This window comes from Lacisediminihabitans profunda (assembly GCF_008040105.1).
Lineage (GTDB): Bacteria > Actinomycetota > Actinomycetes > Actinomycetales > Microbacteriaceae > Lacisediminihabitans > Lacisediminihabitans profunda.
The window spans coordinates 38,500-52,227 of record NZ_VRMG01000009.1 but is presented as its reverse complement, the minus strand read 5'-3'; the positions used below and the strand labels follow the sequence as shown (position 1 = coordinate 52,227).

At 70.0% G+C, this 13,728-nt stretch carries 15 protein-coding genes; 10 read left to right on the top strand and 5 right to left on the bottom strand.

The features are described from left to right. Genes FVP33_RS13525 through csrA form a run of 5 tightly spaced genes read left to right on the top strand, consistent with a single transcriptional unit; the run spans nt 1 to nt 5,049 of the window. Nucleotides 1–759, top strand: coding sequence for a flagellar biosynthetic protein FliR (locus tag FVP33_RS13525; RefSeq protein ID WP_147784219.1), 759 nt, complete (start codon nt 1–3; stop codon nt 757–759). Next, on the top strand, nt 760–1,857 hold the full coding sequence (locus FVP33_RS13520; protein WP_147784218.1) for an EscU/YscU/HrcU family type III secretion system export apparatus switch protein: 1,098 nt from the start codon (nt 760–762) through the stop codon (nt 1,855–1,857). A gap of 1 nt (nt 1,858) precedes the next feature. Then, nucleotides 1,859–3,907: a flagellar biosynthesis protein FlhA gene (locus tag FVP33_RS13515; protein ID WP_147784217.1), complete on the top strand. Its 2,049-nt coding sequence runs from the start codon at nt 1,859–1,861 to the stop codon at nt 3,905–3,907. Beyond that, entirely contained in the window at nt 3,882–4,751 is an 870-nt protein-coding gene (locus FVP33_RS13510; RefSeq protein WP_147784216.1) for a hypothetical protein, read from the top strand. Before FVP33_RS13515 ends, FVP33_RS13510 begins: the two co-directional genes overlap by 26 nt. Before the next feature lie 4 nt (nt 4,752–4,755). Continuing rightward, nucleotides 4,756–5,049 carry a carbon storage regulator CsrA gene (csrA, locus tag FVP33_RS13505; protein ID WP_147784215.1) on the top strand — a complete coding sequence of 98 codons (294 nt, stop codon included), beginning with the start codon at nt 4,756–4,758 and terminating at the stop codon, nt 5,047–5,049. A 127-nt stretch (nt 5,050–5,176) separates the two neighbouring features. Here csrA and FVP33_RS13500 read toward each other — a convergent pair whose 3' ends face one another. Continuing rightward, nucleotides 5,177–6,025 carry a class I SAM-dependent methyltransferase gene (locus FVP33_RS13500; RefSeq protein WP_147784214.1) on the bottom strand — a complete coding sequence of 283 codons (849 nt, stop codon included), beginning with the start codon at nt 6,023–6,025 and terminating at the stop codon, nt 5,177–5,179. A 54-nt stretch (nt 6,026–6,079) separates the two neighbouring features. Then, nucleotides 6,080–6,685 carry an acetate uptake transporter gene (locus FVP33_RS13495; protein WP_147784213.1) on the bottom strand — a complete coding sequence of 202 codons (606 nt, stop codon included), beginning with the start codon at nt 6,683–6,685 and terminating at the stop codon, nt 6,080–6,082. Nucleotides 6,686–6,836: 151 nt separating this feature from the next. Between FVP33_RS13495 and FVP33_RS13490 the strand changes: the two genes are divergently transcribed. Beyond that, the gene (locus FVP33_RS13490) at nt 6,837–8,024 is read left to right on the top strand and encodes an alkaline phosphatase family protein (RefSeq protein ID WP_147784212.1); all 1,188 of its coding nucleotides are present in this window, start codon (nt 6,837–6,839) and stop codon (nt 8,022–8,024) included. Nucleotides 8,025–8,133: 109 nt separating this feature from the next. Then, entirely contained in the window at nt 8,134–8,727 is a 594-nt protein-coding gene (locus tag FVP33_RS13485) for an FMN-binding protein (RefSeq protein ID WP_147784211.1), read from the top strand. A 9-nt stretch (nt 8,728–8,736) separates the two neighbouring features. Here the strand turns inward: FVP33_RS13485 and FVP33_RS13480 are convergent, their stop codons facing one another. Next, complete coding sequence (locus FVP33_RS13480) at nt 8,737–9,543, bottom strand: DUF1206 domain-containing protein (protein ID WP_147784210.1); 807 nt, start codon at nt 9,541–9,543, stop codon at nt 8,737–8,739. A 76-nt stretch (nt 9,544–9,619) separates the two neighbouring features. Between FVP33_RS13480 and FVP33_RS13475 the strand changes: the two genes are divergently transcribed. Then, nucleotides 9,620–10,837, top strand: coding sequence for an acyltransferase family protein (locus FVP33_RS13475; RefSeq protein WP_147784209.1), 1,218 nt, complete (start codon nt 9,620–9,622; stop codon nt 10,835–10,837). A gap of 18 nt (nt 10,838–10,855) precedes the next feature. On the opposite strand, the gene FVP33_RS13470 is transcribed toward FVP33_RS13475, so the two are convergent. Further along, entirely contained in the window at nt 10,856–12,373 is a 1,518-nt protein-coding gene (locus tag FVP33_RS13470) for a CYTH and CHAD domain-containing protein (RefSeq protein ID WP_147784208.1), read from the bottom strand. Nucleotides 12,374–12,467: 94 nt separating this feature from the next. Between FVP33_RS13470 and FVP33_RS13465 the strand changes: the two genes are divergently transcribed. Both FVP33_RS13465 and FVP33_RS13460 read left to right on the top strand, forming a co-directional pair. Further along, entirely contained in the window at nt 12,468–12,683 is a 216-nt protein-coding gene (locus tag FVP33_RS13465) for a PLDc N-terminal domain-containing protein (RefSeq protein ID WP_147784207.1), read from the top strand. A 72-nt stretch (nt 12,684–12,755) separates the two neighbouring features. Beyond that, nucleotides 12,756–13,247, top strand: a complete 492-nt coding sequence (locus FVP33_RS13460; RefSeq protein ID WP_187270718.1) for a MarR family transcriptional regulator — start codon at nt 12,756–12,758, stop codon at nt 13,245–13,247. Between the two features lie 158 nt (nt 13,248–13,405). On the opposite strand, the gene FVP33_RS13450 is transcribed toward FVP33_RS13460, so the two are convergent. Further along, nucleotides 13,406–13,663 (bottom strand): hypothetical protein, encoded by a 258-nt coding sequence (locus FVP33_RS13450; protein ID WP_147784205.1) that lies wholly within the window; start codon nt 13,661–13,663, stop codon nt 13,406–13,408. Nucleotides 13,664–13,728: the final 65 nt, after the last annotated feature.

The window sequence follows — 13,728 nt, the reverse complement described above, 5'->3', positions numbered from 1 at the left end:
ATGGCGATCACCCTCAACTTTCCGTGGATCGAGGCAGTGATGCTGGCGTCGGTGCGCATGATCGCGTTCCTGGTGATCGCGCCGCCGTTCTCCCACAACGCCTTCCCGCTGCGGATCAAGGGCATGCTCGGCCTCGGCCTCGCGCTCGCCGTCGCCCCCCAGGTGGCCCGCAACTACGTCTCGCCGAACACCGGCCAGTTCATCATCTCCCTGCTCATCGAGCTCGTCGTCGGGGCGCTCCTCGGATTCCTCGTGATGCTCGTCTTCTCGGCGATCCAGTCCGCCGGCAACCTCATCGACCTGTTCGGCGGATTCCAGCTCGCCCAGGGCTACGACCCCCAGCTGATGATCAACGGCGCCCAGTACACCCGGCTCTTCCAGATGACCGCGCTCGCCCTGCTCTTCACCAGCGGCGGCTACCAGCTCATCATCGGCGGCCTCGCCCGCAGCTTCACCGCTCTGCCGGTGGCAGGCGGACTGAATCTCGCCACGCCCCTCGCCGCCGTGACTGCGGCCGTCGGCCAGATGCTCCTCGCCTCCCTGCAGATCGCCGGTCCGCTGATCGTCGTGCTCTTCCTGGCGGATGCCGGACTCGGCCTGCTCACCCGCGTCGCCCCGGCGCTCAACGCCTTCGCCCTCGGCTTCCCGCTCAAGATCCTCATCACCCTCACCCTCGGCTCCGTCGTGTTCGCGGCCATGCCGCGCATCGTCGAATCCATCACCGGGGACGCCATCGGCGCCCTCGTGGGGGTGAAGTAGATGTCGGACGTCGGAGAGAAGACCGAGCAGGCCACCGAGAAGCGCATGAAGGAGGTGCGCTCGAAGGGGCAGCTCTCCAAGTCGCAGGACCTCACCGCGTGGGTCGGCGTCGGCACGGCCGCCGTGATGATTCCGGCGACGGTGTCCGCCGGTGCCAACGCGGCATCCGCGCAGTTCGCCGCGGTCAAGGATGCCGCGATGAACCCGGACCCGACGAAGGTCCTGGAGGCCCTCGGCGCCGGACTCGGTTCGATGTCCGGAGTCGTGCTGCCGATGCTCGTGGTGGTCGCCGTGGCGGTGCTCGCGGCGGCCGCGGCCCAGGGCGGCATCCACTTCAAGAAGATGGCCGGCAAGTTCGAGCAGTTCAACCTGCTCAGCGGCGTCAAGCGCACCTTCGGCGCCGAGGCGGCCTGGAACGGGTTCAAGGCGCTGCTCAAGACCGTCGTCGTGGGGGTGGTGCTCATGACGGTGATCCAGGGCCTCATGCCGATTCTGATGACGGCCGGCGGACTGCCGGCCAGCGCGCTCATCAAGGCTGCCGGCGACGGCACGGGCGCCCTCGTGCAGTCTGCGGTGGCCGCCGGGCTCATCCTCGCCGCCGCCGACGTTTTCGTGGTGATGCGTCGCAACCGCAAGAGAACCCGCATGACCAAGAAGGAAGTGCGCGACGAGAACAAGAGCTCGGAGGGCGACCCGCTGATCAAGGGGCAGCGCCGCGCGCGCCAGCTCGCGATCAGCCGCAACCGGATGATCGCCGCCGTCGCCACCTCGGACGTCGTGCTCGTCAACCCCACGCACTTCGCCGTGGCCCTCAAGTACGAGCCGGGCAAGTCGGCGCCCCGCGTCGTCGCGAAGGGTGCCGGGATGATCGCCGCCCGCATCCGCGAGCAGGCGGAGACCGATCGCGTGCCGATCGTCAAGGACATCCCGCTCGCGCGGGCCCTGCACGCCGCCTGCGACCTCGGCGACGAGATCCCCGTGGAGCTCTACAACGCCGTCGCCCGAGTTCTCGCGTTCGTGCTCTCCCTTCGCACGCGCGGCTCGAGCCGCGGGGTGCACCAGATGCCTGAACTCACCATGACCGCAGGAGGCCACTGACGTGAACCGCAATCTCTCCAAGCTCGCCGTTCCGGTGGGGGTCGTCGGCATCATCCTGCTGCTCGTCGTGCCGGTGCCCGCCGTCGTGCTCGACGTGCTCATCATCCTCAACATCATGCTCGCGCTCGTCACGCTGCTCACGACGATGTTCGTGAAGAAGCCGCTGGACTTCTCGGTCTTCCCGTCCCTGCTTCTCGTGGCCACCCTGTTCCGGCTCGGCCTCAACGTGGCATCCACTCGGCTCGTGCTCGGCCAGGGCTATGCCGGAGAGGTGATCGGCGCGTTCGGCCACGTCGCGGTCGGCGGCTCGATCATCATCGGCGCCGTGATCTTCCTCATCCTCGTGGTGATCCAGTTCGTGGTGGTCACCAAGGGCGCGGAGCGCGTGGCGGAGGTGGGCGCGAGGTTCACGCTCGACGCCATGCCGGGCAAGCAGATGGCGATCGACGCCGACCTCAACGCCGGACTCATCACCGACACCCAGGCCCGCGAGCGGCGCGCGGAGGTGTCGGCCGAGGCGGACTTCTACGGCGCGATGGATGGCGCGTCCAAGTTCGTCAAGGGCGACGCGATCGCCGGAATCATCATCATCATCATCAACATCGTCGGCGGGATCGCGATCGGGATGCTGCAGGGCGGCCTCTCCATCGGCGACGCGGTGGCCAAATACACGCTCCTCACCATCGGCGACGGCCTCGTCACCCAGATTCCCGCGCTGCTCATGGCGGTGTCCACCGGCATGATCGTCACCCGCGCGAACGCCGAATCGGACATCGGGTCCACGGCAGCCGCCCAGCTCACCCAGTCGCGCAACGCGCTCATGATCGCCGGCTGCGCCGCCATCCTCATGGCGCTCATCCCCGGCATGCCGATCATCCCGTTCGTGGTGATCGGGGCGAGCCTGCTGCTCCTGGCCCAGCGCATCAAGGTGCGCGAAGAGGCCAAGCTCACCCTCGAGAGCGCGGCCGCCGGCCAGGCCGACTCCTCCCAGGTGGTGACCACCGAGTCGCTCATCGAGCAGATGCGCGTTCACGCTCTCGAGATCCTGCTCGCACCGGATCTCGTTGACATCGTCTCCGACGCCTCGGACGACCTCCTGGCCCGGGTGCGGTCACTGCGTCGCAAGATCGCCATGGACCTGGGCATCGTGGTTCCGCCGGTGCGCACGCGGGACAGTGTCGAGCTGCCGCCGGCAACCTACGTGATCAGGATCGCCGGTGTCGAGGCGGGCCGAGGCACGGCGCCGGCCGGAAAGGTGCTCGCCCTCGGCGACGCCCTCGAAGGACTGCCGGGCGCGGTCACGATCGAACCGGTCTTCGGGCTCGCCGGAAAGTGGGTGCCGAGCGAGATGCGGCACAGCGCCGAGATGAGCGGCGCCACGGTGATCGACCGCGTGTCCGTCGTCGTCACGCACCTCTCCTCGATCATCACGAACAACGCGGCCCGCCTACTCACCCGGGAAGACGTTCGTGTGCTCACCGAGGGCGTCAGGGAGGTGAACCCGTCGGCGGTCGACGAGCTCGTGCCCGGCCTGCTCAGTCTCGCCGAGGTGCAGCGGGTTCTGCAGGGCCTGCTCACGGAGCAGGTTCCGATCAACGACCTCCCCAGGATCTACGAGGCCCTCTCGCTGCGCGCGAAGGCGTCGACGGATCCGGAGGGGCTGATCGAGGCCGCCCGCTTCGCACTCGGCCCGGCCCTCACCGTCAGCCACCTCGACGGCCAGACTCTGCGGGTGATCATGATCGACCCGATGCTGGAGCAGTCGATGCTCGAGGCGATGCGGCCTTCGGAGCTCGGGACCCAGATCGTCATGGACCAGGCCGGACTCGAGGCCGTGCTCAACTCCACCAAGGAGGTGGTGGCGCGGCTCGAAGCGAGCGGTTCCTCCGGTGTGCTGGTCTGCGCGCCCGCGCTGCGTCCGGCCATCCGGCGCCTGGTCTCCGCGCAGACCGGCGGCCTGCCGGTGCTGTCGTACCAGGAGGTCACCTCGGCCAACGTGAACATCGAGACGGTGGGAGTGGTGCGTGTCACCGAATCGATTTCAGCTTGAGGGCACGTCGCTCGACGAGCTGAACGCGCGGGTGCTCCAGGAGCACGGCCCGCACGCCCAGGTCGTGGCGGTGCGCGCGGTGACGACGGGCGGCATCCAGGGCTTCTTCGCGCAGCGTCGATTCCAGATCGAGGTGGACGTGCCGGATGGCACGGCGCGGGACGTGCACGCCTTCGACCTGCCGACCCGGGCGGGCCTCGCGGCGCTGCTCGACGATGCGGACAGCGTCGAGGCGCACATCCGGTCCGCCGACACTCTGCCGGATGTGTCGACGTCGTCGGAGAACTTCGACACGCTGATGGCCGATCTCACGCTCAACACGGCACCCCCGCCGCCGGACCTGCCGATCGCCACGGCGAGGGCCCCCCGACTGCAGGCCCCTCTTTCGGCGCCGGGCGACCTCGTGATCGTGGTGGGTCTGGGCAGCGATGCGCTGACCATCGCCCGCGAGATGTCCCTCGCCTCCGGCGCGTCCGAGCTGCGGGTGGCCGGTGAATGCTCGTCGGACGGGGTGAAGCGGCTGAGCGATCGTCGCGGGGTGCTCGCCGCCCGCGCCCAGGGCGTGCGCGACCAGTTCGGCATCATCGTGGCGCTCGGCTTGCAGCGGGTCGGGCTGGATGAGGCCGGGGCGGACGCGCTCGAGTTTCTGCAGGGCGACCAGGTCTGGGTGGCGGTGGATGCGGGCCGGAAGCCGGCGGATACCGGTCGCTGGGTGGCCGCCGTGGCCGCGATCAGCCACGTAGATGCGGTGGCCGTGATCGGCCGCGGGGCCACCTCCAGTCCCAACACGGTCAACGAGCTTGGTCTCCAGGTCGGCTGGGTGGAAAGTGGTTCGGTAGGCTGACCTGATGCTGGTGCTGACGCGTAAGGCCGGGGAGCGCATCCTCATTGGCGACGACATCGTCATCACCATCCTCGACAGTCGGGGTGACGGCATCCGGATCGGCATCGATGCGCCCCGGGGCGTCAAGATCCAGCGCGAAGAGGTGCTGCGGGCCGTGACCGAGGCGAACCTCGCCGCGGCGAAGGCCGACGAGGGCGACGAAGACCGCATCAAGGCGGCGCTCGGGCTGCTTCCGACGGCGCCGCAGGCGGCCGCCCCGCTGGACCTCGCGCCAGAGGCCTCCGCCGACCGCGAATAGGGCGGCGACGAGTTCCGGCCGTCCGTGCCCTCTTCCCGTCCGGATGGCCCGGACTGCGGCAAGTCACTCCGCGCGCATCACCCAGAGCAGCGCCCAGAACAGCGCCCAGCCGGAGTCCTGACCGGGGTCAGTCCGCCGTCGGTCGCACCCCGATCGTGTAGCGCACCTGCTGGCTGAGGGAGAAGCCGCCGCCGTCGGCCGGGGCCGTCGACAGCCGCTCGGCCGCCTCTTCGAGCACCTCGGCGCGCATCTCCTCCGGCACGGACTCCCAGTGGGTGCGCTGGCCGTGCGACCAGGTCCAGCGACGCCATTCCTCGGCGCCGGAGAACCGCACGGCCTGCTCGAGGTGGGCGGTGCGCACATCGACGAAGCCAGCGTCGGCGAACAGCCGCTCCACGCCGGCGTCGCTCGCGAACGGGCCGCGCGCCCCGCTGGTGCGGGCGTCGAGAAGCTGGGGCGGGAGGTACGGGGTGAAGACGTCGTCGAGCCGCTCCCACGCCGCGTCCCGGGCGCCGAAGGTCGAGACCCCGAGCCGCCCGCCCGGCACGAGCAGGCGCAGCCAGGCGGCGAGGGCGGCAGGCGGATCGGGGAGGAAGAAGAGAACGAGGGAGGCGACAGCCAGATCGAAGGAGGCCTCCGGCAGCGTGGGGCCGCTCGCGTCGTCGACGACGAGAGTCAGGGTGTCGATCCCGCGTTCCGCCGCGTCCTGCCGCGTCGCCTCGATCATCCGCTCCGCCAGATCGACCCCGGTCAACCGACCGGTCGGGCCGACCGCGTCGGCGAGGGGCCAGAGGGCCGCGCCGCGCCCGGTGCCGAGGTCGAGGGCGCGCTCTCCGGGTCGGGGGGCGACCTCCTCCACCAGTCGTTCGGCGATCGGTACGAACCACGGCACGCCGACGGCATCGTAGGTGTCCGCCACCCGGTTGAAGAGGGCCGCGACCCTGGCGCTGTGCTGGTTGACCTCGGGGGAATCCATGCGCCCAGTCTGGTCCTCGCGGCAGTCGGTGAGAAGGCCTCGACGCGGGTTGGACTACCCCCGCGGCCAGACGGGGAGCACCGTGCGCTTCCAGGTGGAGTTCACGACGACGGCACAGGAGCCGTACCAGGCGAACGCGGCGGTGAGGAACCCGATCCAGCCGCCGAGCCGGCTGACGCCCACCGCGCCGGAGAACTCGCCGATGGTGAGGGCGAGGAACGTGAGCGAGAGCGCGACGAACACCGCAAGGATCACACCGTTGGTCTTGAGGGCGGCGACCGTCATCAGCACGGTGAAGATCGTCCAGGCCAGCAGGAAGCTGCCGACGCCGGCGGCACCGGCCTCCTTCGCGGCGGCCGGGTTGGTCTCCAGCCACCAGAAAGCGAGCCAGAACGCGCCGTACGACGTGAAGGCGGTCGCGCCGAACGTGTTGCCGCTTGCGAATTCCCACATCCCGGCGGCGAGTTGGGCTATTCCTCCGTAGAACAGCGCGATCCCGAGCACGGCGGCTCCCGCGGTGGGCACGATGCCGGAGTTGGCGAGGCTGAGCACGAAGGTGGTAAGGGCGAATGCACCCAGGCCCAGAGCCCCGGGATCGGCAAACGATGGACGGGCGTGCACGGCGTGGTCGGTGACGGGGATCTCAGTGGTGGCGCTCATGCGAATGACACTCCTGCTCTTCGTCTCCGGCGGCGTTGCCGAAGAACACCCGAGCCACCCTACGCCCCCGTTCGGGGGTCATCGTCCGGCGCAACGCGATGTTCACCCGGTGGATCTTGTCGTGCACCGGCCATGGTGCTTGGCTTGAAGCATGGCCGCCATACCGGATCATCGGGTGATCGTGTTCCTCCAGGAGAACAAGACCACCGACTTCTACTTCCCCACACTCGCCGAATGGGGGGCCGAAGTCGCGAACAACGGCCGGCTGTTGAGCGCGGCGCCGAACTTCGACCAGCCGCACGATCGCAACGCGTGGGTGCACTACGCGATGGGCGACTATCCGGCCCTGGCGGCCCAGGTCGACAACGACACCGTGATCCCGTTCTACAGCTGGCTGGCCAAGCAGTTCACCTTCTCGGACCACCACTTCGGATCCGGGTCCAACTCCACCCCCGGGCACATGCTCGCCGTCGGCGGCCAGATGCCCACCCTCAAGAACCCCCCATTCGTCGGGCCGCATCCGGTCTGGGACATCCCGTCGATCTTCACCGTCGCCGAGTCCGGCCATGTCAGCTGGGCGGCGTTCCCCGACCAGGGCGGCTACCCCACCAAGTTCTACAAGAGCCTCTCGACCACCCCGGGATCGGCCAACGTGTACCCGCCGAAGGACTTCATCCCGATGGCGAAGGCGGGCGAACTGCCGCGGGTCTGCGTCGTCTGGAGCCCAGCGGGCTATGACGAGCATCCGCCGCACGTGAGCGACCCGAGCTACGCCACCAGGGGCCAGGACCTCGTCTGGCAGCGCGTGCAGGCCGTGATCGACGGGGGCGGCTGGCAGAACACCACGTTCATCATCACCTGGGACGACTGGGGCGGGTACGCCGACTCCGTGCCGACACCGGCGATCGAGACGGTGCCGGATGCGCTGCACCCCGGCGGGTTCGCGGTGATCGGCGGGTCGCGAATCCCGCTGATCATCTTCGGAGGCATGGTCGAGCAGGGCATCGACCCGGAGTGGCATTCGCACGCCTCGATCCCGAAGACCATCGTGGACCTGCTCGGGCTCCCGCCGTTCGGGGTGCCCCGAGTGGACCACGCCCCGTCGCTCGCCCACCGAGTGCGGCCGACGCTCTCGCGGCCGGCGCCGCCCGAGTTCGGAAGCACGATAGTGCAGCCGACGCCGCCCGCTCCCCCTCCCGTCAAGGTCGCCCCCGCCCCCTGGCCGGAGCCGCTCGGCGTGACCCTGCACGCGCTCGTCACCCTCGACGGCTCGACCCTGCCGGCGCCCCGGGACGGCATCGTGCACCCGAATCCGCCGAGGGCGCCGAAGCCGCTCTGATCGCTCGGCGGGAACGCCGGCCGCGACACACCCACGCCTCGGGTGCTCGCCCGGCGAGGATCGCGGCGCAGAATGGGAGAACACCACCGGGGAGGACGGCGCAGCAGCAATGAGAGCACGTGCGGTGGTAGCGGCGGTCTTCGCCTCGGGGTGCATCCTCGTGGCCGGCTGGGAGTCGGGCGCGTGGCATGACGCGGCCCTCCACCCGGCATCGGCGGCGGCCACCCCGACGCCGACCGTCACCCTCCGCTCGGCGTCGCCGACTCCCGTGGAGAGCATCCCCGCCCCGGTCGAGGCGACGGCCACGCCGAGCCCCTCGCCGACACCCACGGCAACCCCTACCCCCACCGCCACGCCGAGCCCCGTTCCGCCGCCGGTAGCCCCGCCGGTCGCCCCGGCGCCGGCACCCCCTCCCGTCGCGGCCGCCGGCACCTTCCCCGGTTCTCTGGTCCAGACGCCGTACGGCACGGTGCGGGTCGCCGTGACGATCGCGGGCGGGCGAATCACCGACGTGCAGGCGCTCAAGCTCACCGACGCGGGCTCGACCTCGGTGCAGATCAGCCAGTACGCCGCGCCGATTCTACGATCCGAGGTGCTCGCATCCCAGTCGGCGCGCGTGGCGGGGGTCAGCGGTGCCACCTACACCTCGGTCGGCTACCTCTCCTCGCTGCAGGCCGCCCTCACGAGCGCGCACTTCGGGTAGCCGACACGATCAGAGACGGGCGAGCCTGGCTCGCGCAAAGCAGTACAGACCGTAGGCGACGAGCCCAGCGCCCACCAGCCAGAGGATGGCCGGGCCGTACGGCAGTGCCACGAGCGCCTTGAGCGCCCCGTCCAGGCCGGTCGCCTTGCTGGGATCGATCGTGACTCCCGCAATGACGAAGACCGCGCCGGTCACCACGAGCGCGATGCCCTTGGCGACATATCCCACCACGCCGAGGACGACGACCACCCGACCCGCGGTCGGCGGCACGGTGATGTCGTCGGTGAACTTTCTCCTGGCCCCCTTGAGCACGAAGTACAGGCCGATGCCGGCGATGCCGAGTCCGAGCAGGATCAGAACGATGACGCCGCCCGGGGTCGCGATGAGCGTGCCGGCGAAGCCGCTCGTGCTCTGGGCGGCATTCGTGGATCCGCCGTTGGCGAAGGTGAGCGCCGTTGCGGCGACCGCGAGATAGGCGATCCCCTTTCCCCACTCGGCAGCACGGTGCGCCCACCGGCTCTTCGGGTCAGACCCGCGGGCGAGCAGTCCGACCACCAACTGCCAGAGGCCGAGGGCGGCCAGGCCGACCACGACCACCCAGAGCAGAATGCGCCCGCCGGGGGTTGCGGCGAGTTGCCCCAGGGCTCCGGACTGGTCGGCCTGGCCGCCCCCGGCACCGGTCGCGACGCTGATCGCGATCGCCCCGATGAGAATGTGGAGGAGCCCGTTGACGGCGTAGCCCAGACGGGCGAGCGCCCGAAACAGCCGATTGTTCTTCGCCCCTCGCGCCGCGGAGGTGGCCACCCGATTTGCCATCGTCCCAGCCTAGTCAGCCGGGGATTGCCACGGTACACAGACGCAACACTCAGGAAGGTTTCCTAGCCTCGAACTGATGACCCTACAGACGACGAGCGAACGACAGGCCACTGCGACCCCCGCGAAAGGCGCGGGATCGAGCACTCGCCTCACCGCTCTCGACGGTCTCCGCGGTGTTGCCGCGATGGTTGTGGTGCTCTACCACCTGTACCTCGTCGCGGAGCCAGTGCTGCTGAAGGCGGGCGGATCCGGGGTGGGAAGCCCCATCTGGTGGATCTCGCAGACACCCCTCAAGCTGTTCAGCGCCGGGTCGGAGGCCGTGCTGGTCTTCTTCGTGCTGAGTGGGCTCGTCGTCGCGCTGCCGGCCCTCGGCTCGAAGGGCTTCACCTGGGCCGGATTCCTCAGCGGGCGCCTCGCGCGCCTGTACATTCCGGTCTGGGTCTCCATCGCCATCGGAACCGTGCTGGTCTGGATGATTCCCCGTGACCAGTCCGCGGTCACCGCGGGAACGTGGATGGACAATTCCCAGGCGACCTCGATCAGCTGGGGCACCCTGCTCGACGAGGCGAGCCTCACCCGCGACTCCTACGGCGTGAACAATGTCCTGTGGTCTCTCCGCTGGGAACTCGTCTTCTCGGTGCTGCTGCCCCTCTTCGTCGCCCTCGCCATCGTGGTGCGCCGCCACTGGGCGATCGCGATCGCGGCCGCCTTCGTCGTCAGCACGGTCGGTGTGGTCTCGGGCATCGACGCCTTCCACTACCTCCCGGTGTTCTTCATCGGCACGATCATGGCGGTTCGACTGGATGCCATCCGGGAGTGGACGAAGCGCCGCCTGCTTCGCCCGCACTCCGGCCGGTGGGGGGCGGCGCTCGTCGTCGGCTCACTGCTGCTGATCGTCGGCCACTCGCTCCTTCGGCCGCTCGTTCCGGGCGGTTCGGTCGCCGACACTCTGCTCAGCCAGCTCTCGGTGCTCGGTGCCGCGGGATTCGTTCTCGCCGCGATCGGCGTGCGGCCGGTGCGGTCGGCGCTCGAGTCCCGCCCCTCCCAGTGGCTCGGCCGGGTCTCGTTCAGCCTCTATCTCGTGCACATGCCGATCCTCGCCACCCTCACCTTCCTGCTCGGCGACGACCGCTGGTGGCTCGTTGCGATGGTCACCGTGCCGGCGGCGCTGCTCACGGCGTGGGGGTTCCACTGGGCAGTCGAGCGCCCATCCCACCGACTGGCCCGGCGAATCACCCGGGCGGTCTCGACCGGGGTGGAGAGCCACCGCGCGCGCTCGTCAAAGGCGGCCTGACGCTCGCTCGGTGGACGGTCAGTCCTTCGCGAGCCCCGTCGGGAATTGCTTCCAGGCCTTGCGGAACTGCGCCTCGGCCGCAGCGGCGCGCTGCTCCTCGATGGCGTGCAGGCGCCCGTAGCTGAACCCGTTCTCCCCCTGCAGGTAGGCCTGGGTGCTCAGCCGCAGGAGCGTGTCGCGCGCGACGACACTGTCCTGGTGGTCGCCCAGTATCGTCTGCAGGTTCTCCGCCGCGGCGGCGAGCCGGTCGGCCGGTTTGCGTCGCACCGACCGCGCCAGCTCGGCCGCGTAGCGCAGGCGCTTGGCGGACTTGCGCACCTCGTGCAGGGCGACCGCGCGCCGCCCGGCATCCGTCACCGCGCGAACCGCGCGTGCGGCCCGACGAAGCCGCCGCGACTCGCGCTCGATCAGGCGCGGAATCACCCGTTCCGCGGACCGCCCGGCCAGGTCGGTGAGCGGCGGGGAGGCCAGGAGGGCGTCGAACGCGTCGAGCAGATCGAAGTACCTGGTCGAGTCCAGCGCCTCGAGACCGCGGTGCCGGGCGGCCGCGAAGTCCTCGCCGAGCTGGTCATCGATCCGGTTCCTCACCGGTCCGAGAACTAGTGCTGGAGCCTCGTCCCCGACCAGGGTGTCCAGTCGCGCATTGATCACCTGGATGTCGCGAGAGGTTCCCAGCGCCGCACCGAGCCACTGCAACTCGGCCCGCAGCCGCGCGGCGACGTCCGGGTCGATGAGCAGACGATAGGTCGCGAGCGCGGAGCGCAGCCGGCGGATGGCGATCCGCAGATCGTGCACAGCATCCGGCCCGCCCTCGCGCACGAGCGGGTCCTGGGCGATGAGCGCGTGGACGTGCTCGTCCAGGTAACTCAGCAGCGCGTGGGCGGCGGTCTTCCGGTCGGTTATCCACTGCGGGGTGGCACGCTGCGGGGGCAGCCGGTCGCCGAGGGACCGGGCGAGCTTGGACGCCGACGGCGAGCGGCGGATGCCGGCCGCGGCGAACAGCGACTCCGCGGCGTCGAGCACCGTCGCGCCGCCCTCCACGAGCTCCATCTCCCACTCGCGCCAGCTCTCGGCGGCGCTGGCGGGGACGAGCCGCTCGGAGGTGACGTGGTCGTCGCAGAAGACCGCGAGCACCTGGCCGGAATCGCCGCGCAGCCCGCGCACGATGCGGCGGGTGTGCAGCCTCACGACAGGGGTGAGTGCGCGGTCCCGGAGGTGTACCCGCACGCGCCTGAGCAGGGCCTCCGGAACCCGGTGGCGGTCGACACCGAGTGGCTCGTGCAGCTCCCGGCGCGTGTCGCCCGACTGCGGGAGCTTGAGGTGCCAGCCCGCGTCGTCGCCGCCGGTGCGCCTGCGCAGGGTGATGTGGTTGGCGGCGAGGGTGAGGTCGTCGGTGTCGAAGTACACGGCCTCGAGCGTGTGCTCCACCGGCTGGTCGACGCGTCGAACGCCGGAAATGGTGTGCAGTTCGGGAAGCGGGGTCGCCTCCGTGACGTCGTACTTCCGTTCGATCTCGAGGGCGTCGTGGGAAGTCATAGCTGATTTTAGGCAGCAAAGTGAGGCACGGGCCCTAAGGCCCGGGCGGGATCGCCGTAGCGGATGCGAGAATCCGAAGAAGGGAGAGGGAGCAATGAAGACACGCAACTGGAGTGACCTGAGCACGGGACAGCAGAGGGCGGTGGTGGCGGCGGCCGTCGCGGAACTCGCGCTCGCCGTCGCGGCCTGGACGGATCTGGCCAGACGACCGGCCAGGCTCGTCAACGGCCGCAAGGGCGTGTGGGCGGCGATCATCGCGGTGAACTTCTTCGGGCCGATCGCCTACTTCGTGCGAGGTCGGCGCCGCTGATCCGCGGGCGTCGCTGATCCCCGCGTGGCGCAAAGGTTGCGCAGCCGCAATCATTCGGGAATAGTGGGGCGGGTGAACGATTCAGCCGGCGAGGCTCAACCCGCACTCGACGAGATCGATGCCGTGCTCGCCGCAGCCAACGTCTTGCTGCGGGTGGCGGCCCAGTCGGTGCTCGACGTCGAGGAGATCGTGACGACGCCGCAATTGCGGGTGCTGATCCTCATCGCGGCGAGCGGACCGCAGAATCTGGGCGCCGTCGCCGCGGAACTCGGGGTGCATCCGTCGAACGCCACGCGCACCTGCGACCGCCTGGTCCAGGCCGGCCTGATCGCCCGCACGGAGCATCGGGCGGATCGCCGCTACCTGCACCTCGCCCTGACCGAGCGTGGTCGAGACCTGGTGTCTCACGTGCTCGAACGCCGTCGCCGCGCCATCGCGGACATCCTGTCCCGGATGTCGGCCGACCAGCGCGCGGCCACCGCGCGGGCGCTCTCCGGGTTCGCCGCCGCGGCGGGGGGAGAGGGCACGCGCGATGGGCGTTTCGCGCTCAGCCTGCCGAAATGACCGGGCCGAAATGACCGGCGAACCCGGTGCCACTGGCGAGCACGCCGACGACGACCGCGGGGAGGTCTGCTGGCTCGAGCGGGTGTGCCCCGAGTGCGGCGCTCTCGTCGAGGGTCCACTGCCGAGGGCGTGCTGGCGCTGCGGCGCTACTGTCGCGCCTACCTGACCTCGCGTTCGGCGTCGGTGTAGTGCCCGTGGTGGGAGCCGGGGGCGATCCCCCGGGGGTTGGCCCTGCTGCGGATGTACCGGCCCTCTTCCGGCGGCTCCGGATGCGGGTTGGCTTCGGTGCGGGTGTATGCCCCATGGATCGTGCGCGGGGCCGGCCCCTCCGGGTCCACCTCGGTGTACCGTCCTTCGAATTCTTCTGTCGTCCCGTTCGTGCCCCCGACGGTGTTGGGGCCTTCTGTATTGGTCATCGTCCTTCCTTCGACTGGCGCAATCGGCTGTGCAATCCGTTGCGTTAACGCAATCATTGCACTAC

Excerpts from the sequence above, each read along its gene's own strand:
- FVP33_RS13525 (WP_147784219.1), top strand. The coding sequence starts at position 1 with ATGGCGATCACCCTCAACTTTCCGTGGATCGAGGCAGTGATGCTGGCG.
- FVP33_RS13520 (WP_147784218.1), top strand. The coding sequence starts at position 760 with ATGTCGGACGTCGGAGAGAAGACCGAGCAGGCCACCGAGAAGCGCATG.
- csrA (WP_147784215.1), top strand. The coding sequence starts at position 4,756 with ATGCTGGTGCTGACGCGTAAGGCCGGGGAGCGCATCCTCATTGGCGAC.
- FVP33_RS13500 (WP_147784214.1), bottom strand. The coding sequence starts at position 6,025 with ATGGATTCCCCCGAGGTCAACCAGCACAGCGCCAGGGTCGCGGCCCTC.
- FVP33_RS13495 (WP_147784213.1), bottom strand. The coding sequence starts at position 6,685 with ATGAGCGCCACCACTGAGATCCCCGTCACCGACCACGCCGTGCACGCC.
- FVP33_RS13490 (WP_147784212.1), top strand. The coding sequence starts at position 6,837 with ATGGCCGCCATACCGGATCATCGGGTGATCGTGTTCCTCCAGGAGAAC.
- FVP33_RS13485 (WP_147784211.1), top strand. The coding sequence starts at position 8,134 with ATGAGAGCACGTGCGGTGGTAGCGGCGGTCTTCGCCTCGGGGTGCATC.
- FVP33_RS13480 (WP_147784210.1), bottom strand. The coding sequence starts at position 9,543 with ATGGCAAATCGGGTGGCCACCTCCGCGGCGCGAGGGGCGAAGAACAAT.
- FVP33_RS13475 (WP_147784209.1), top strand. The coding sequence starts at position 9,620 with ATGACCCTACAGACGACGAGCGAACGACAGGCCACTGCGACCCCCGCG.
- FVP33_RS13470 (WP_147784208.1), bottom strand. The coding sequence starts at position 12,373 with ATGACTTCCCACGACGCCCTCGAGATCGAACGGAAGTACGACGTCACG.
- FVP33_RS13465 (WP_147784207.1), top strand. The coding sequence starts at position 12,468 with ATGAAGACACGCAACTGGAGTGACCTGAGCACGGGACAGCAGAGGGCG.
- FVP33_RS13450 (WP_147784205.1), bottom strand. The coding sequence starts at position 13,663 with ATGACCAATACAGAAGGCCCCAACACCGTCGGGGGCACGAACGGGACG.